The organism is Cellulophaga algicola DSM 14237, from assembly GCF_000186265.1.
Taxonomy (GTDB): domain Bacteria; phylum Bacteroidota; class Bacteroidia; order Flavobacteriales; family Flavobacteriaceae; genus Cellulophaga; species Cellulophaga algicola.
In genome coordinates this window covers 4,718,327-4,735,158 of the sequence record NC_014934.1, presented here as the reverse complement: position 1 = coordinate 4,735,158, position 16,832 = coordinate 4,718,327, and the positions used below count along the sequence as shown (strand labels likewise).

16 protein-coding genes are annotated in these 16,832 nt (G+C 32.4%); 10 read left to right on the top strand and 6 right to left on the bottom strand.

Annotated elements, in window-relative coordinates; all coding sequences use genetic code 11:
- The first annotated feature begins 28 nt into the window (after window positions 1–28).
- The gene (locus CELAL_RS20550; RefSeq protein ID WP_013552834.1) at window positions 29–1,180 is read left to right on the top strand and encodes a vWA domain-containing protein; all 1,152 of its coding nucleotides are present in this window, start codon (window positions 29–31) and stop codon (window positions 1,178–1,180) included.
- A 53-nt stretch (window positions 1,181–1,233) separates the two neighbouring features.
- Window positions 1,234–2,703: a MoxR family ATPase gene (locus CELAL_RS20545; RefSeq protein ID WP_013552833.1), complete on the top strand. Its 1,470-nt coding sequence runs from the start codon at window positions 1,234–1,236 to the stop codon at window positions 2,701–2,703.
- An 85-nt stretch (window positions 2,704–2,788) separates the two neighbouring features.
- On the opposite strand, the gene CELAL_RS20540 is transcribed toward CELAL_RS20545, so the two are convergent.
- From CELAL_RS20540 to CELAL_RS22450, 3 genes are all read right to left on the bottom strand, one after another.
- Complete coding sequence (locus CELAL_RS20540; RefSeq protein ID WP_013552832.1) at window positions 2,789–4,285, bottom strand: sensor histidine kinase; 1,497 nt, start codon at window positions 4,283–4,285, stop codon at window positions 2,789–2,791.
- Window positions 4,282–4,980: a response regulator transcription factor gene (locus CELAL_RS20535; protein WP_013552831.1), complete on the bottom strand. Its 699-nt coding sequence runs from the start codon at window positions 4,978–4,980 to the stop codon at window positions 4,282–4,284. Before CELAL_RS20535 ends, CELAL_RS20540 begins: the two co-directional genes overlap by 4 nt.
- 186 nt (window positions 4,981–5,166) lie before the next feature.
- Window positions 5,167–5,319, bottom strand: coding sequence for a hypothetical protein (locus tag CELAL_RS22450; protein WP_165749204.1), 153 nt, complete (start codon window positions 5,317–5,319; stop codon window positions 5,167–5,169).
- Between the two features lie 558 nt (window positions 5,320–5,877).
- Here CELAL_RS22450 and CELAL_RS20525 point away from each other — a divergent pair.
- From CELAL_RS20525 to corA, 4 genes are all read left to right on the top strand, one after another.
- Window positions 5,878–7,212 carry a M16 family metallopeptidase gene (locus tag CELAL_RS20525; RefSeq protein WP_013552829.1) on the top strand — a complete coding sequence of 445 codons (1,335 nt, stop codon included), beginning with the start codon at window positions 5,878–5,880 and terminating at the stop codon, window positions 7,210–7,212.
- 34 nt (window positions 7,213–7,246) lie between these two features.
- A complete protein-coding gene (locus CELAL_RS20520) occupies window positions 7,247–8,638 on the top strand; it encodes a M16 family metallopeptidase (protein ID WP_041558409.1) in 1,392 nt (463 codons plus the stop codon).
- 197 nt (window positions 8,639–8,835) lie between these two features.
- Window positions 8,836–9,630: a tRNA pseudouridine(38-40) synthase TruA gene (gene truA / locus CELAL_RS20515; RefSeq protein ID WP_013552827.1), complete on the top strand. Its 795-nt coding sequence runs from the start codon at window positions 8,836–8,838 to the stop codon at window positions 9,628–9,630.
- 28 nt (window positions 9,631–9,658) lie between these two features.
- Window positions 9,659–10,750 (top strand): magnesium/cobalt transporter CorA, encoded by a 1,092-nt coding sequence (gene corA, locus CELAL_RS20510; RefSeq protein ID WP_013552826.1) that lies wholly within the window; start codon window positions 9,659–9,661, stop codon window positions 10,748–10,750.
- A 7-nt stretch (window positions 10,751–10,757) separates the two neighbouring features.
- Here corA and cysM read toward each other — a convergent pair whose 3' ends face one another.
- Both cysM and epsC read right to left on the bottom strand, forming a co-directional pair.
- Window positions 10,758–11,642 carry a cysteine synthase CysM gene (gene cysM / locus CELAL_RS20505; RefSeq protein WP_013552825.1) on the bottom strand — a complete coding sequence of 295 codons (885 nt, stop codon included), beginning with the start codon at window positions 11,640–11,642 and terminating at the stop codon, window positions 10,758–10,760.
- Complete coding sequence (epsC, locus tag CELAL_RS20500; protein WP_041557850.1) at window positions 11,632–12,426, bottom strand: serine O-acetyltransferase EpsC; 795 nt, start codon at window positions 12,424–12,426, stop codon at window positions 11,632–11,634. Before epsC ends, cysM begins: the two co-directional genes overlap by 11 nt.
- Window positions 12,427–12,522: 96 nt before the next feature.
- Between epsC and CELAL_RS20495 the strand changes: the two genes are divergently transcribed.
- Window positions 12,523–13,203 carry a DUF2461 domain-containing protein gene (locus CELAL_RS20495; protein WP_013552823.1) on the top strand — a complete coding sequence of 227 codons (681 nt, stop codon included), beginning with the start codon at window positions 12,523–12,525 and terminating at the stop codon, window positions 13,201–13,203.
- Here CELAL_RS20495 and CELAL_RS20490 read toward each other — a convergent pair.
- The gene (locus tag CELAL_RS20490; RefSeq protein WP_013552822.1) at window positions 13,195–13,602 is read right to left on the bottom strand and encodes a hypothetical protein; all 408 of its coding nucleotides are present in this window, start codon (window positions 13,600–13,602) and stop codon (window positions 13,195–13,197) included. The genes CELAL_RS20495 and CELAL_RS20490 overlap by 9 nt on opposite strands.
- Before the next feature lie 249 nt (window positions 13,603–13,851).
- Between CELAL_RS20490 and CELAL_RS20485 the strand changes: the two genes are divergently transcribed.
- From CELAL_RS20485 to CELAL_RS20475, 3 genes are all read left to right on the top strand, one after another.
- Window positions 13,852–14,247, top strand: coding sequence for an acyl-CoA thioesterase (locus CELAL_RS20485; RefSeq protein ID WP_013552821.1), 396 nt, complete (start codon window positions 13,852–13,854; stop codon window positions 14,245–14,247).
- A 426-nt stretch (window positions 14,248–14,673) separates the two neighbouring features.
- Window positions 14,674–16,449, top strand: a complete 1,776-nt coding sequence (locus CELAL_RS20480) for an ATP-binding protein (protein ID WP_013552820.1) — start codon at window positions 14,674–14,676, stop codon at window positions 16,447–16,449.
- A gap of 1 nt (window position 16,450) precedes the next feature.
- Entirely contained in the window at window positions 16,451–16,822 is a 372-nt protein-coding gene (locus CELAL_RS20475; protein WP_013552819.1) for a response regulator, read from the top strand.
- Window positions 16,823–16,832 lie beyond the last annotated feature (10 nt).

The window sequence follows — 16,832 nt, the reverse complement described above, 5'->3', positions numbered from 1 at the left end:
TTTTTGTTAAAAGTGTTATTTTTATAGTATGGCTATGAATACAAGAAAAGGGTTCCGGTTTGCAACCTATGAAGCACCGGATCTAACTCCATTTGAAAAACTTTTTGATATTTTTCAAGAACTGATTACGCATACTTCTGGTGATGTTGAAGAAGCGCTAGATTGGTTACGTGAGTTGGATAAGGAATACGAACTTACCGATGAGAATTATACAATTGATGATTTTATCGAAGACCTGAAATCAAAAGGGTATTTACAAGAAGAATTTAAAGATGGAGGAGGAGAAGGTATAGATGGAGATGAATCTACTAAGGGTGGCGATTTATCGATTACGGCAAAAATGGAACGCATTATCCGCCAACGTGCATTAGATCAGATTTTTGGAAAGCTTAAGCGAAATGGTGCAGGTAATCATAAAACAGGGAAATCTGGACAAGGAGATGAACATACAGGAGAATTAAGGGAATACCGTTATGGTGATGGTTTAGACCGCATTTCTATGACGGAGAGTATTAAAAATGCTCAAATAAGTAGCGGAATAGGAGAGTTTTCTTTAAATGAAGATGACTTGGTCGTAGAAGATACCCACTATAAAGCGCAGATGAGTACGGTGTTAATGATAGATATTAGCCACAGTATGATATTGTATGGTGAGGATCGTATTACCCCCGCAAAAAAAGTGGCCATGGCACTGGCAGAATTAATTACAACTAGGTATCCTAAAGATACTTTAGACATTTTGGTTTTTGGTAATGATGCTTGGCCTATTCCTATTAAAGATCTTCCGTATTTAAAAGTTGGTCCGTACCATACCAATACCGTTGCAGGTCTTCAATTGGCGATGGATATGCTTCGTAGAAAACGAAATACAAACAAGCAAATTTTTATGATTACAGATGGTAAGCCTAGTTGTTTGCGGATGCCAGATGGTAGTTACTATAAAAACAGTGTAGGTTTAGACGATTTTATAGTAGAGAAATGTTATAATATGGCCCGTCAAGCAAGAAAACACCATATCCCGATTACTACTTTTATGATTGCGCAAGATCCTTATTTAATGCAATTTATCAGGCATTTTACAGAGGCAAATAAGGGAAAAGCATTTTTTACAGGCTTAAAAGGATTGGGAGAAATGATTTTTGAAGATTATGAAGCAAATAGAAAAAAACGTTTAAAGTAAGATCATTGCTTACGTTAAAATAAATTATTTATAAAAAAAAATGAATACGATATATGAAACTGAATTATAACGAAATAAATACATTGGGTGAGCTGAAAAAAGCTGGTTACCAAAGTAAGAGTATAAAAGATGAACTTAGAGATAATTTAAGGGATAAAATAAAAAATGGAGAAGAGACCTTTGTTGGGGTTTGGGGGTATGAAAATTCTGTAATTCCAGAATTAGAAAGGGCTATTCTTTCAAGGCATAATATAAATTTATTGGGTTTAAGAGGGCAGGCAAAAACCAGGTTAGCACGTTTGATGGTAAATTTGTTAGATGAAAATATCCCTGTAGTTGGTGGGTCAGAAATCAATGACGATCCGTTAAAGCCAATGTCACGTTATGCAATTGAATTAATCAAGGATAAAGGTGATGCTACGCCTATTACGTGGTTACACAGAAGCGAACGTTTTTCAGAGAAATTAGCAACTCCAGATGTTACGGTGGCAGATTTAATTGGAGATGTAGATCCTATTAAAGCTGCAAATTTAAAATTATCGTATGCAGATGATCGTGTAATCCATTTTGGAATGATACCTAGAGCCAACAGGTGTATTTTTGTAATTAATGAATTGCCAGATCTACAAGCTCGGATTCAGGTATCTTTATTTAACATTTTACAAGAAGGTGATATTCAAATTCGTGGATTTAAATTGCGTTTACCTTTAGATATTCAGTTTGTATTTACTGCAAATCCTGAAGACTATACTAATAGAGGGAGTATTGTTACGCCTTTAAAAGATAGAATAGGTTCACAGATTTTAACGCATTATCCAGAAGATATAGCAACTGCTCGCAAAATAACAGAACAAGAGTCTAAGTTAGATACCCGACAAACAGATGCTGTGTATGTTCCAGATATAGCAAAAGATTTATTAGAGCAAATTAGCTTTGAGGCTCGTGAAAGTGAATATGTAGATGCAAAGAGTGGAGTAAGTGCCCGTACGAGCATAACAGCTTTTGAGAATTTACTGAGTACAGCAGAACGTAGAGCATTATTAACGGGAGCAGATAGTACAATGGTTCGTTTGAGTGATTTCTTAGGTATTATTCCTTCTATTACAGGTAAAATAGAATTGGTTTATGAAGGAGAGCAAGAAGGGGCAGATGGTGTAGCTGCAATTTTAATTGATGATGCCGTTAAAACATTATTCCCTACATATTTTCCTGAAATAAATAAATTAGAGAAAAAAGGAGAAGAAACACCTTATGATGAGTTATTGCATTGGTTTTTTGAAGGAGACGGTTTTGAACTTTTAGATGAATATACCGATGAGGAATATAAAAGAGCGTTAGATGATATTCCAGCCTTAAATCAGTTACTAAAAGAATATCAACCAGAGTATGCTGAAAAAGATGTTTATTTCTTAAAAGAAGTATTACTTTGGGGACTCGTAGCTTATAAGAAGTTGAATAAGAATCGTTTTGAAGAAGGCTATCAATTTAAAGATATGTATAGCAGTTTTTTTACTGATTTGTAACAGTGTTATAGTAGTTAAAATGAAAAAAACCTTCCATTGCTGGAAGGTTTTTCAACTTTCAAAAACATAACAATCTGTCTCCCATTTAGTTTACCTGATACGCAGGTAGGTTAAAAATAAAAGAACTTCCTTCTTTGGGTTTACTCAATACAGTAATGGTCGTATCGTGTAAGTCCATGATTTTTTTAACTATAGCTAAGCCTAAGCCGTATCCTTGTTTCTTAGTGCTTTTGTCTACTTGTTTATAGCGGTCAAAAATATACGGCAATTCGCTTACTGCAATTCCTGTTCCTGTATCACTAATATTAATTTCAATATTTTTTCCTTTTTTGAGTAAGGAAAGGGTCACTGTACCATTATCCTCAGTATATTTTAAAGCATTTTCAATAAGGTTTTGTAAAGCTCTCTCGACTAAACTTACATCAGCAAAAACTAGACAATTGTCTTCGGGGTTGTTAAGTTTAAGGCTTATGTTCTTTTTATCGGCCAATACTTTAAATTTCGCAATTAAATCATGCGAAAGTTCTGTTATAGAAAAAGGTTCTTTTATCGGGCTAACCTGCTCAGCTTCTAATTTTGAATATTCAAATAATTGATTGATAAGCTTTGAAAGCTTGTCTATATTATCATGGGTAATTTGTAGGTATTCTTTTTTATCATTTTCAGATAAAGTTTCATTCTTCATTTGCAATGTTTCAACATACCCTTTAAGAATAGCTAAAGGGGTTCGTAAATCATGAGATACATTGGCAATTAATTCTCTTCTGAGTAGATCTACCGATTTCATTTTATCCATATTGTCTACTATAGTATCTGCCATTTCATTAAAGGAATTAGCTAAAATTGCAATATCAGACGCATCAGGATTTTCTATGCGAGCATCTAAATCTCCTTCTTGGAAACTTCTAACGGTTTTTGTGATTAAAAGCAAATTTTTGGTCAAAAACCATATGCTTAATAAGGCTATCAGTGCAGCAAAAAACATGGTTAGTGCTATGGCTCCTAGGCCAAGTTTCATAAAATATTGTCCAAAAAGATTATCACTTACGACTTGAAAATCTTTTCCTGCTAAAATTATATAGATAAACCCTTCTCTACCGTCAATATTAAAAGGTGCTACAGAAAAAATATTTTGTTCTCCGTGGTTTCTAGGATCATCGCCTAAAACATATTTTTCTCCTTTTGTAGTTATAAAATAATTAATAGGAGCTAAGGAAACAGATTGCATAGGAGCGTTGCCGCTATGGTCCAGTACCACCGAATAAAGTACAGTTCCAGATTTATCTAACAAGTAAACCTCGATGCTATGGTTAACAGCCATCATATCATGCATTAAATCACCAAAGAGGGCTTTGTTAACACTACCGTCTTCTAAAAAGGGAGATTCCTTCTGGAATTTTTCGTTGATGACATGATTTGCTGTATTGGCATTTATGCGTTGGGTAGTTTCTTCATTATATTTATTCGCTAAATATGCGGTAATAATAATATAAGAAGCACCCATTAAAACAATAATTAGGACAAAAGCTAACCAGAGTTTTTTTATTAATTTAGGAGTAAGCGTTTTTTCTTTTTTTTTCATGCAAGTATATCTTCATTGAACTTGTAACCAACTCCCCAGGTTGTAAGAATAAAAATGGGGTTTGCCATATCAGATTCAATTTTTGCTCTTAATCTATTTATATGAGAGTTTACAGTATGTTCGTACCCTTCAAAATTGTACCCCCAGATCATGTTTAATAAATCTGTTCTGGTATAATTTCTGCCAGGATTAGAAGCCATTAAAACTAAGAGTTCAAATTCTTTTGGGGAAAGCTCAATTTTTTTATCGTTTAAGATAACTTTTCGTTTATCTATATCTATACTAAGCCCTTCTGCCAAAATAGAGGAAGTATCCTTTTGAGGAATAGGTTTTATGTCTGTTCTGCGTAAAACAGCTTTAACTCTGGCTAACAGTTCTCGAATGCTAAATGGTTTTGTGATGTAATCGTCTGCTCCAATTTCTAAGCCTAATACACGATCTATTTCTTCAGATTTGGCAGTAAGCATTATAATGGGTGTATTTTTTTGACTTCTTATTTTTTTGCAAATTTCAATACCATCCATAGTTGGTAATGTTAGATCTAGCAGAATTAAATCATATGAATTTTCTAAAGCCATAGCTAAGCCAACTTTTCCATCCATAGCCTTTGCTGTAGTGTAAATTAAATCTGTTAGATGTATTTCTAACAATTTAATTATTTCTGGATCGTCTTCTATGATTAATATTTGCTTCATAACTATTTCAGGTGCTAAACAAGTTAAAATGTATCACAGAACTATCACAACACATTAAAAGTTGTTAATCGTGATGCGCTTTAATGATTATGTACCAAATAGCCGAATTGTTTTGTAAATCCTTACAAAAAACATTAAATTTCTGTTTATTTTTTAAGCTTTGAAGAGTGAAATAAGAAGTTAATGTTAATCAAAATCACGAGAATTTCTATCTAATTCTTCAAACTTAAAAGAGCCAATAAATATTTTTCTATAGGAAAAAGTTAGCAGCGTAATGGCTAATAAAAACAGGTCTAAAGTTGTGATTATAAGTCCTATAGGTAAAAAGGTTTCAGGCATTTCCAAATGATCAAAATTAGTAATAGTACTTAGCCGGTAGATTGATTCAAAAAATCTGAAAACATACACTGAAAATATAAAATATAAGACGTATTCTACATTTCTTAATTCTGGATCTGCATTTTTTTTGCTAATTAATTTTACAAGAATTAAGTATAGATATGTAAAATGTACCAGGGATAATATAGGGAAGATATAGTTGTCAAACTTTAAAAAGTAGAACTTGTTCGTATACAATCCATAAAAGCTGAATACATTGAGTATTAGCAACAATATTGTGGAAAATAACACAAGTACCCTTGGGGGAAAAAGGCGTATTATAAAGCGCATAAGTAGGTTTGTTTGGTCATGGGGGACCCTTTAATTTAAAACGACTCTTGATTTTATTTATTTGAAACTAATCGTTGAACTGCAGCTAATGTTGAGAAGCCCTATAAACCTGTTGTAAAAATATCCTTGAACTACCAATTTATCAGTTTTAGTAAATTATAGTTTTTTTAAAAATTTAGTTTTGCCGGTTTTCCTATTATTATATTTGAGGAACTAAATAACTTGAAAATGAAAAATATAATAATAACCTTAGTTTTTTTGCAGCTTGCTATGTCACTGCATTCTCAAAGCAAAGTAGAGGACGTAAAAAACTTTACGCTAACAAATGGAATGAAGGTTGTGGTTTTAGAAGATCATAGCATTCCAAATGCTAATATGTATATTTTCTGGAAAGTAGGTTCTAGAAATGAATACCCTGGTATAACAGGGCTTTCTCATTTCTTTGAGCATATGATGTTCAATGGCTCAAAAAAATATGGTCCAAAAATGTTTGATAGAATAATGGAAGCCTCTGGGGGGAGTAATAACGCTTATACATCGGAAGATGTTACTGTTTATACAGATTGGTTCCCATCTAGCGCTATGGAGACAATTTTTGATTTGGAAGCAGATCGTATTGCAGATTTAGCTTTAGATCCTAAAATGGTAGAAAGTGAGCGCGGAGTAGTATTGAGTGAAAGAAGTACAGGTCTAGAAAATTCCAATTTTAGAAACATAAGTGAAGAAGTTAAAGCGTCTGCTTTTTCCGCGCATCCATACCGTTGGTCTGTAATCGGCTATGAATCCGATATAAAAAACTGGACCATTGAAGATTTGCAAGCCTATTTTGATACCTATTATGCGCCTAATAACGCGGTGGTAGTTATTTCTGGTGATGTAACCTTAGAAAAGGTTGAAAAGATGGCAAAGCAATATTTAGAGCCAATTAAAGCACAACCAGAACCAAGAAAAGTACATACTGTAGAACCTGTACAACGTGGAGAAAAACGTGTAATGGTTCGTAAGGAAGTAAGTACTCCTAATGTTCTTATTGCGTATCATGTGCCTGAAACGCAGCATGAGGATCATTATGCTTTAGATGTCTTAAGTTCTATATTGAGCAAGGGTAAGAGCAGTAAGTTGTATAGTAAATTGGTTAATGAAACTCAAATGGCAACAAGCGTATTTGCATATATGCCGGAGAGTTTTGATCCTAATCTATTTTATTTTTACGGAATAGCAAATCAAGAGGTGTCAGCAGATGCTTTAGAAAAAGGTATTTTAAATGTTTTAGAAGATGTTATTGCAAATGGTGTTTCTGAACAAGAACTACAAAAGGTAAAGAATCAGAAATTAATGGAGTTTTATGAAACGCTAGAAACTATTGATGGCAAAAGTAATACGTTAGGGAGTTACGAAGTTTATTTTGGGGATTATAAAAAAATGTATGAAGCTCCTGCTGCTTACGAAAAGGTAAGTGTGGAAGATATTAAAAGAGTGGCAAAAAAATATTTTGTAAAAAGCAATAGAACAGTAGGTGTATTGCAAAATAACGAACCAGTTACTAATGGAGCTTCTAAATAAAGCAACACTTTTTTCACTTAAGAAATTACGTATTATGAAACATACTTTTAAAACATTCCTTTTTACAGCTTTTGCCTTTTTTTTACTAACGTCTATTGTGGCTCAGGAGAAGTTTACGCTTCCGGAGTATACTAAGGTTCAATTAAAAAATGGCCTAACAGTGTATTTGATGGAACAACACGAGGTGCCTTTAATTCAATTGACAGGTGTTTTCCCTGGGGGAGCTATTTTCGATAAGAAAACTAAAAGCGGACTTGCGAATAGTACAGCCACAGCATTAACTCTTGGGAGTAAAAACTATACTAAAGCTCAAATTGAAGAAAAAGTAGAATTTTTGGGAGCAAGTATTAGTACAAGGGCTTCCTTGGAATATGCTTACATATCTTCTTCTTTTATGAAGAAAGATCAAAAAGAAATACTAGCAATAGTTAAAGACGTTTTATTGAATCCTGTTTTTCCAAAAGACGAGTTAGATAAAATGATGAGTAGAAGGTTGGTTGAAATGGACCAAAAAAAGGAAAGTCCGAGAGCTGTTTTGGGTGATTATTACAATAAATTTGTTTTTGGAGACCATCCTTATGGGAATCCTGAAGAAGGTATTAAAGCTACTTTAGAGACAATCACCAAAGAAGATATTAGTGCTTTTTACAAGGAAATGTATGATCCTAAAACATCGGCAATTGCTGTAGTCGGAGATTTTGATACAAAAACCATGAAAAGAGACATAGAATCACTTTTTGGTAAATGGAACTCTGAGAATTCTCCGGCTGTGAATTTATCAGAAATTCCTAAAAATAATGAATCACGCGTTTTAGTGGTAAATAAAGAAAATGCAACGGAAACTACATTTTATATTGGCGGACCAGGAGTTGCAAGAAATAATCCCGATTATGTAGGCTTAGAAGTTATAAACACTATTCTTGGAGGTAGATTTACTTCTTGGTTAAATGATGAGCTACGCGTAAATTCTGGACTTACCTATGGTGCTAGAAGTACTTTTTCTCATTATAAATTGGGAGGTTCCTTTATTATTAGCACGTTTACAGCTAATGAAACCACGGAGCAAACCATAGACTTAGCTTTAAAAACATACAAAAAGCTACACGAGAAAGGTTTAGATAAAGAAACTTTGTTATCCGCTAAAAACTATGTAAAAGGCCAGTTTCCTCCAAATTATGAGACCAATAGCGCTTTAGCGGGCTTACTAACGGATATGTTTACATATAATTTTGATGAAGCTTATATCAACACCTTTAGTGATCAAGTAGATGCTTTAACTGTTGAGAAAGCAGAGAAGTTAATTGAAAATTATTTTCCGAAAGACAACTTGCAATTTGTCTTGATAGGAAAAGCATCCGAAATAGCAGAAATGGCTAAAAAGTATGGAGTTGTAAAACAGGTTGAAATTACTGCAGACGGTTATTAGTTTAATGTAGTTTTTCATAAAAAAAATCCCATTAGTTTAAACTGATGGGATTTTTGGTGAAGTAACATTACGGTGGTTTTTTTTAATACCTTATAGGTTGATATGAGCTAAATTAGTCCACTATAAATCTAAACAGATAAAAGAAGTCTACATTATGTTTTAGATAAATAGTACTTTTACTTTAGATTTAATTTTACATGCAAAGAATACGTTATTATTACCTTGTTAAGCTTCAATTTTTAGGTTTTAGATATAGTGGTTGGCAGAAACAGCCAGGGCAAAAAACGATAGAAGCAATGTTGGTGAAAACACTTAAATTTATTTTGCCTGATCAGAAGTTTAAAATTTTAGGGGCTGGGAGAACGGATGCTAAAGTGTCTGCTTTAGATGCGGCTTTTGAGTTGTATTTAGACGATACTCCAATAGAGGTACTTGAAGATTTTTTAGCATTGTTTAATAAAAATCTACCTCCAGATATACGCATTTTAAGTATGACGGAGGTTGATGAATCTTTTAACATTATTCAAAATAGTAAAGAAAAAGAATATATTTACTTGTTTTCATTTGGTGAAAAAAGTCACCCATTTTGCGCGCCTTATCTGGTTACTTTTTTAGATAATTTAGATCTTGATAAAATGAAAACTGTGGCCAAGTATTTTGAGGGAACACACAATTTTAAATCATATACGGCTAGAATTCAAGAGAATACAAAGGTTATTAGAACAGTTAATTCATGTGGGATAATTGAAAATAAAATTCTTGAAGCTAATTTTTTTCCCGAAAAAAGCTATGCTTTTCATGTAAAAGGAGAAGGTTTTATGCGGTATCAGATTAGAATGATGATGGGAGTTTTGGTACAAGTAGGAAAAGGAGAGCTATCAGAAGAAGAGGTATTAAATTCTTTAAAAGAAGAGAATAACATGCAATTACCTTTTGTAGCTCCGGGTTCTGGCTTAATTTTGAATCAAGTAGATTTTCATAAATTAGATTAAATAGCTAATTTTATTTTAAAATTCATTTATGGCCATAAAAAAACCAAAGTTTAAATTGAGAACTAAAAAGCCTTCAAAGCTTCATAAAACGATGGGGAAAGCTCCGGGTACAGTAACTTATACTGGACAAAGAGAAGGAGGGCAGTCTCTATTGTCTGTGATTAATTATGATGAGAATACATTTAATATTCAAGAAGAAATAGGATTAAATGAAATCGATTTCCATCAAAAGTCACCATTTACCTCTTGGATTGATGTTGTAGGGCTTAGTGATGAGTTATTTATAGATCAATTAGGAAAGTTGTTCCAAATAAATCCACTGGTTTTAGAAGATATAGCTAATACCCAACAGCGACCAAAAATAGATGAATATGAAAATTATATTTTTGGCGTATTTAAAATGTTATATCTAAATGAAAATCAAGAAATAGTTAGTGAGCATTTAGCGCTTATTTTAATGGAATCTTCTGTAATTGTTTTTCAAGAATTGAAAGATGATGTGTTTGACGGGCTACGAGAACGGATTAAAACAAAATCTGGAAGAATACGGACTCGTGGATCAGATTACTTATTCTTTGCCTTATTAGATGCTGTAGTAGATAATTACTTTGTAATCCTAGAACATGTTAATCATAGAATTGAAGTTTTAGAGGACGAAGTATATGACAATCCTACTAATGATGTTGTACATAGAATACAAGAACTAAAGAAAGACGTGCTTAAGGTAAGGAGGCAGATAGCACCTGTTAAAGAGTTAGTAGGTAGGCTGTTGGATTCAGAAAGTTCATTGATTACAAAAGATACTAAGTTGTTTTTAAGAGATGTACAAGATCATTGTATTGAAATTAATGAAAGCCTTCAGATTTATAGAGAAATGTCTATGAGTTTAATGGAGATGTATATGAGTAACATGAGTAATAAAATGAATGAAGTCATGAAAGTATTAACAATCATGGCCTCAATATTTATTCCGCTTACATTTATTGCTGGCGTTTATGGTATGAATTTCGATAACATGCCAGAACTACATTATAAACATGGTTACCCAATAGTTTGGGGTATAATGGTTGCTATGTTTCTTGGTATGTTAATCTATTTTAAGCGTAAAAAATGGTTATAATTTGTTATTAATCAAACAAACCAGAAGATAAATAACGATCGCCTCTATCACAGATAATACTTACAATTACACCACTTTCTAAGGTATTAGCTAATCGTATGGCTGCGGCAGCGGCTCCGCCACTACTCATTCCTGCAAAAATACCTTCTTCTTTAGCTAGCCTTAATGTCATTTGCGTAGCTTCTTCTTGACTCACTTCTAAAACAGAATCAACTTTTGAAGCATCGAAAATTTTAGGTAAATATTCCTGTGGCCATTTTCTAATGCCTGGAATGCTAGAATTGTCAGTAGGCTGCACACCTACAATTTGAATCTCTTTATTTTGTTCCTTTAAATAAGTAGAAGTACCCATTATAGTTCCAGTGGTACCCATTGATGAAACAAAATGAGTTACTTTATGATGGGTATCTTCCCATATTTCTGGACCAGTAGATTTATAATGTGCTTTCCAATTATCATCGTTTCCAAATTGATTTAGCATCACAAAGCCATCATTTTTTACTTTATCTTCAGCATAATCTCTTGCACCTTCAATACCAACACTCGATGATGTTAACGTTACTGTTGCTCCGTATGCTCTCATCGTTTGCACACGTTCTAGCGTAGCATTTTCAGGCATTACTAATTCAATACTTAATCCATAAATATTGGCAATCATAGCAAGGGCAATACCAGTATTACCACTAGTAGCTTCAATTAGCTTTGTGCTTGTAGAAATGTCTCCACGATCAAGAGCACTTTTAATCATATTTAATGCAGCTCTGTCTTTAACACTTCCGCCAGGGTTTTGCCCTTCTAATTTAAAATATAACTTTACGTTAGGATTAGTGTTTACTACACGTGATTCTACGAGTGGTGTATTTCCTATTAAATCAATGATACTATGAGACATTTGGAGCTGTTTTTATTTTAATTTCTGAACTATGATACACGGTGGAGTTTGGCGGTACAGATGAAGTAATAAAAGCATTTCCGCCAATGATACTATTAGCACCAATTACAGTTTTCCCTCCTAATATAGTAGCATTTGCATAGATAGTAACGTTATTTTCTATCGTTGGATGTCTTTTTGTTTTACGTAAACTTTTAGCAACATATAAACCACCTAATGTTACACCTTGATAGATTCTAACATCATTCATAATAATAGCAGCTTCTCCAATAACCACTCCAGTTCCATGATCTATAAAGAAGGATTTACCTATTTGTGCACCGGGATTAATATCTACACCAGTTTGTCTGTGTGCATATTCAGTCATTAATCTTGGTACTAAAGGAAAGCCTTCTACATATAATTCATGTGCTAATCTATATATAGCAATAGCATAAAAACCAGGGTACGCCATATAAACTTCTTCAATAGATGAAGAAGCCGGGTCGCAGTTAACAAATGCCTGTGCATCTAGATTAAGTTTTTCTAGAACTTCAGGTAGTTTTACCACATAACTCTCCCAGACCTTTTTACAGGGCTTATCAATCTCCCAGCAGCCCAATTCCACAAGTTCGTCAAAAAGACGTTCTAATACTATTAGGTTTTCTGCTACAGGAGTATCTATATCAAAAAGCGTATAGAATAGTTTGTCTGTAAACAGTTGTACCTTCTCTTTTAACTTAAACCTTAGGTTAGGTTGTGTTTTATGCTGATTTATCTTGCTGATAATCGACTCTGAATCCATAATACTAAAATGAATATCAAAATTAACCAATATTTTAAAAGACGCTTGCTTAATTTGGTTAACTTTCTTGTTAAATTCGTTATAAAAATAAGTCGGATGGCAAACGAAATACTAACAAATGAAGTCTTAAAATTTCTAAAAAAACTAGAAAAAAACAACAATAGAGAATGGTTTGATGAAAATAAAACTGTTTTTAAAGCATATGAAAAAGAGGTTAAAGAATTGTATGGTAGTATTTTAGATGGACTTAGGAGTACTGATGAAATAGAAAAGTTAAAGATGTTTAGAATTTACCGCGATGTTCGCTTTTCTAAAGATAAAACACCTTATAAAATACATTTTGCAGGATCATTTTCTAGAACAGGTGCAAAATTACGCGGTGGGTACTACATTCGTATAAAACCAGGAGATAGTTTTATTGCCGCAGGATTTTGGGATCCAAATAAAGAAGATTTATTTAGAATTAGAAAGGAATTAGAACTTGATGCAGCAGAGTTTAGAGCTGTAATAGGGGAGTCTTCATTTAAAAAAATCTGGGGAGATATAACAGGTGATGAATTAAAAACAGCGCCAAAAGGTTTTGATAAAGCGCATAGTAATATAGACTTAATACGTAAGAAACAATTTATTTTTGTTCGTAAATTTTCAGATAAAGAGATTTTATCGCCAGACTTTATTAAGAATGTTACCAATTCATTTATTGCTATTCGCCCGTATTTTGATTTAATGAGTGATATTCTTACGACAGACTTAAACGGAACGTCTCTTTTAGATTAAAGCTTCTTTTTCAAAATACTGTATCTGACTTTTTAACCGTTCTACAACCATGTTCATCATTCTTTTGTTTAAAGCGGAAGAATTTTGAATATAATCATGATATTCCTCAACGGTAAATTGACCTATGATCATCCCTTTAAGGGAATTGCGAAATTTTATGTCTTTTTGAACCGCATTTTCAATATAAATAGCTCTCTTTTCAAGAGAAAGAGAGTAATAGGTGTTCTTGTGTTTAGCTATATAATTTTTAAAAACATCAAGTAATAAAGGGTTTTGGAGTTTTAGTACAGGCCGTAATGTTTTATTTTGAAAATATTCCTCAACACTCATGTCGTCGGAAATTCTTGCTGTAGCAATCTCGGGTCTAATCTTTGTGACACTGTGTGATCTTTCGTTCATCAGTATTTTTTTTTAAAGATAGGAATTAGAATACTTGTATGTATTTATCAAACATTTACTTTTTAACGGTTTTATGAACAATTAGTGTTTATGTGAATAAGGATTTAAGTATTATCTAGTATGAAAATTATTAATTTGTATAAAATTATCTAACCAGAATTCAGGATTCGGAAAATAACAAAACTTTGCGATTTAAGATTATTCTACCCTAGAATACTTTATTAATTTTGCAATCAAAAAGATATAATTATGAGGTTTCATACAAGAAAATGGGTTAAACCAGAAGACTTAAATGCGAATAACACATTGTTTGGAGGAAAGCTTTTAGCTTGGATAGACGAGGAATGTGCATTATATAGTATCATTCAGTTAGAGAATAAGAAAGTAGTAACTAAGTACATGTCAGAAATCAATTTTATGAGTACTGCAGAGAAAGGTGATATTATCGAGATAGGGATAGAAGTAGTGAAGTTCGGAAAATCTTCCTTGACTCTAAATTGTGAGGTACGTAATAAAATGACGCATGAAACTATTGTAACAGTAGACAATATAATTATGGTTAATTTAGGAGAAGACGGTAAGTCGTTATCTCATAATAAAACAAAAATAGAATATGTAAAAGATAGATTAGCAGCACAAGAGTAAATAGCTGATTGTTAGTTGTTTATTGTGTTTTCTTTAATTTATAGTTTACTTATAAAGTTTAGAGCTTTATAGTTTTTTCCGTAGTACTTGGGTTTTGTTTATTGTAATAGTACTTAAATTACCACAGCTTAAGTGTTTAAAAATCAGATTTTTACTATAGTAGGTCTGATTTTTTTTATGCTCAAAAACCAATTTGATCTCGTTTATTGGTGTTCTTTTAAGGATAAACTACGTCTCTTTTTTTATTCATACCTCATCTTTATTGGTTTTTACAACAGTATTGGTTTGCTAGATAACATTTACTTGTGTAACCTGCACTATTTCAGCAATTTTATACTATAAAGAATGTATAGCTGATACCTGCAAGCTCACAACCAAGCATATATCTACGCTAAAAATTTTAATAGTAACCTAAACTTAATTATTTTGAAATCTAACGAATTACTTTCGTATATATCGGACTTAGAGTCAAAACTAAGTAGTTTTTCATTTGAAGAACTCACTTCAGATGAGGCTGTTAGATTAAAAAATTCTTTCGAATCTTTTAAAGAAAAAATTGAAGCTAAAACGGAGCAAACAGTCACTTCAGAAACGCCAAGAAAAGTTAGATCTTTAAATAAAACCTTTAAAAAGACGAATAAAACTGCTCCAACATCAAATGATGAACAACTTATAGCTAGAGTTAGTCATGAAATTAGAACTCCGCTTAATGGAATTATTGGTTTTACAGAATTATTGTCAGAGAGTACTTTAACAGAAGGGCAGACCACACATGTGCAAGCAATTAAAGGAGCTTCTAATACATTGTTAAATCTCATCAATGAACTTTTAGACTATTCTAAATTAACATCAGGAACAGCCTATTTTGAGTCTGTGGACTTCAATTTTAATAACATCGTAAATGATGTTTGTTATTTATGTCAAACGCTTATTGTGAACCCTAAAGTTGCATTTAATGTTTCTTTTTCAGACGGCATACCAAAAAACTTAATTGGAGATCCTTCAAAATTATCTCAAGTACTTTTAAACCTTATAGGTAATGCTATAAAATTTGTAGAAGCAGGCAGCATTGATTTAGTTATTGACGTGGTGAAGAAAAATAAAGATAATGTGGAACTTAGCTTTTCAGTAATAGATACAGGTATTGGTATTGCAGAAGATAAATTGACCTCTATTTTTGATTATTACAATCAAGCATCAGAAGATACGCAAAAGCATTACGGAGGAACCGGATTAGGGTTGAGCATTGTAAGGCATATTGTAGAATCTTTAAACGGTCATATTTCGGTTAAAAGTGAGTTAGGCGTAGGAACAACTTTTAATTTTATGCTTCCATATCAAATAGGACAAGCTAAAGATCTTGTTTCTAATGTATTAGTAGATGAAGAAATTCTCAAACAAGAAAAGCAGGTAAAAAAACTCAATATTCTTGTTTTTGAAGATAATACGATGAATCAAAAACTAATTCAGAACCGCCTTAACAATTGGGGTTGTTCTAATTTTATTACTGATGATTTAAATGAGGGTATTGCAATTTTAGAACACTATAAGATAGATATTATTTTAATGGATCTGCGTATGCCGGTAACGAGTGGTTATGTGGTTGCAAATGTTATACGCGAACATAAAAATGAGCGAATTAAAAGTTTGCCAATAATAGCACTAACAGCAGATTTTTCTATTAAAGACAAAAATTTATGTGCCATAAATGGCATTAATGATTATTTATTAAAGCCTTTTGAAGCAAGGGGTTTATTACAAAAAATTATAACAAATACGAATAAGTTAAACAGAATTGAACAGATGAAATCCCCCCAAGTAATTTCAAAAATCAATTTTACAGAACCTAGTAATGTCAATCTATTTGGCGTTATAGAAGATTGTTTAGGTGATGTAGAAATGTTAGAAGAATTAGTGCAATTATTTAAACAAAATATTGTTGAATTTATAGGCAAAACAAAATTAGATCTAAAACATTCCAATATTAAAGGAGTACAATTTAATACGCATAAAATAAAAGCGGGATTAAAAATTATGAAAACAGATGGGCTCTTGCGTATTGTGGAGCAAATGCATAAAGTGTGTATAGAAGACCAAGATTTTAAATATTTAAACTTTCTATTTGATTGTTTTGTAAAAGAATATCCACTCCTTGAAAAGGAAATAGATACCATTATTATCAGCTATAAAAATAGTAATTAATATGGGTGCTATAAAATTGCTTTTGGCAGATGATGACCAACTTCTAGCTTCTCTTTTAAACTTTCGTTTAAAAAAGGCAGGTTATGAGGTCCAAGTGTGTACAGATGGTAAAAGTGTAAAAAAGTATCTAGAATCAGAAAGGCCAGATATAATAGTATCAGATATTATGATGCCCTATTTCTCTGGTTTGGAAATTACAGATTACGTACGAAACGAATTGAAATTAGATGTGCCAATTATCATTCTATCTTCTGCAGGAAATGAAGAAAATGTGTTGAGTGCATTTAAATTGGGTGCTAATGATTTTTTAGCAAAACCTGTAAGTCCAGCCGAATTGCTCTTAAGGCTTAAAAAAGAGCTCGCAAGAATTTAATTAAAAAAAC

Bases quoted from the DNA above. Each gene is read 5' to 3' on its own strand.
- CELAL_RS20495 (WP_013552823.1), top strand. From the start codon at position 12,523: ATGGCAAACGAAATACTAACAAATGAAGTCTTAAAATTTCTAAAAAAA.
- CELAL_RS20475 (WP_013552819.1), top strand. From the start codon at position 16,451: ATGGGTGCTATAAAATTGCTTTTGGCAGATGATGACCAACTTCTAGCT.
- CELAL_RS20520 (WP_041558409.1), top strand. From the start codon at position 7,247: ATGAAACATACTTTTAAAACATTCCTTTTTACAGCTTTTGCCTTTTTT.
- cysM (WP_013552825.1), bottom strand. From the start codon at position 11,642: ATGTCTCATAGTATCATTGATTTAATAGGAAATACACCACTCGTAGAA.
- CELAL_RS20485 (WP_013552821.1), top strand. From the start codon at position 13,852: ATGAGGTTTCATACAAGAAAATGGGTTAAACCAGAAGACTTAAATGCG.
- truA (WP_013552827.1), top strand. From the start codon at position 8,836: ATGCAAAGAATACGTTATTATTACCTTGTTAAGCTTCAATTTTTAGGT.
- CELAL_RS20535 (WP_013552831.1), bottom strand. From the start codon at position 4,980: ATGAAGCAAATATTAATCATAGAAGACGATCCAGAAATAATTAAATTG.
- CELAL_RS20550 (WP_013552834.1), top strand. From the start codon at position 29: ATGGCTATGAATACAAGAAAAGGGTTCCGGTTTGCAACCTATGAAGCA.
- CELAL_RS22450 (WP_165749204.1), bottom strand. From the start codon at position 5,319: ATGCCTGAAACCTTTTTACCTATAGGACTTATAATCACAACTTTAGAC.
- corA (WP_013552826.1), top strand. From the start codon at position 9,659: ATGGCCATAAAAAAACCAAAGTTTAAATTGAGAACTAAAAAGCCTTCA.
- CELAL_RS20525 (WP_013552829.1), top strand. From the start codon at position 5,878: ATGAAAAATATAATAATAACCTTAGTTTTTTTGCAGCTTGCTATGTCA.
- epsC (WP_041557850.1), bottom strand. From the start codon at position 12,426: ATGGATTCAGAGTCGATTATCAGCAAGATAAATCAGCATAAAACACAA.
- CELAL_RS20490 (WP_013552822.1), bottom strand. From the start codon at position 13,602: ATGAACGAAAGATCACACAGTGTCACAAAGATTAGACCCGAGATTGCT.
- CELAL_RS20545 (WP_013552833.1), top strand. From the start codon at position 1,234: ATGAAACTGAATTATAACGAAATAAATACATTGGGTGAGCTGAAAAAA.
- CELAL_RS20540 (WP_013552832.1), bottom strand. From the start codon at position 4,285: ATGAAAAAAAAAGAAAAAACGCTTACTCCTAAATTAATAAAAAAACTC.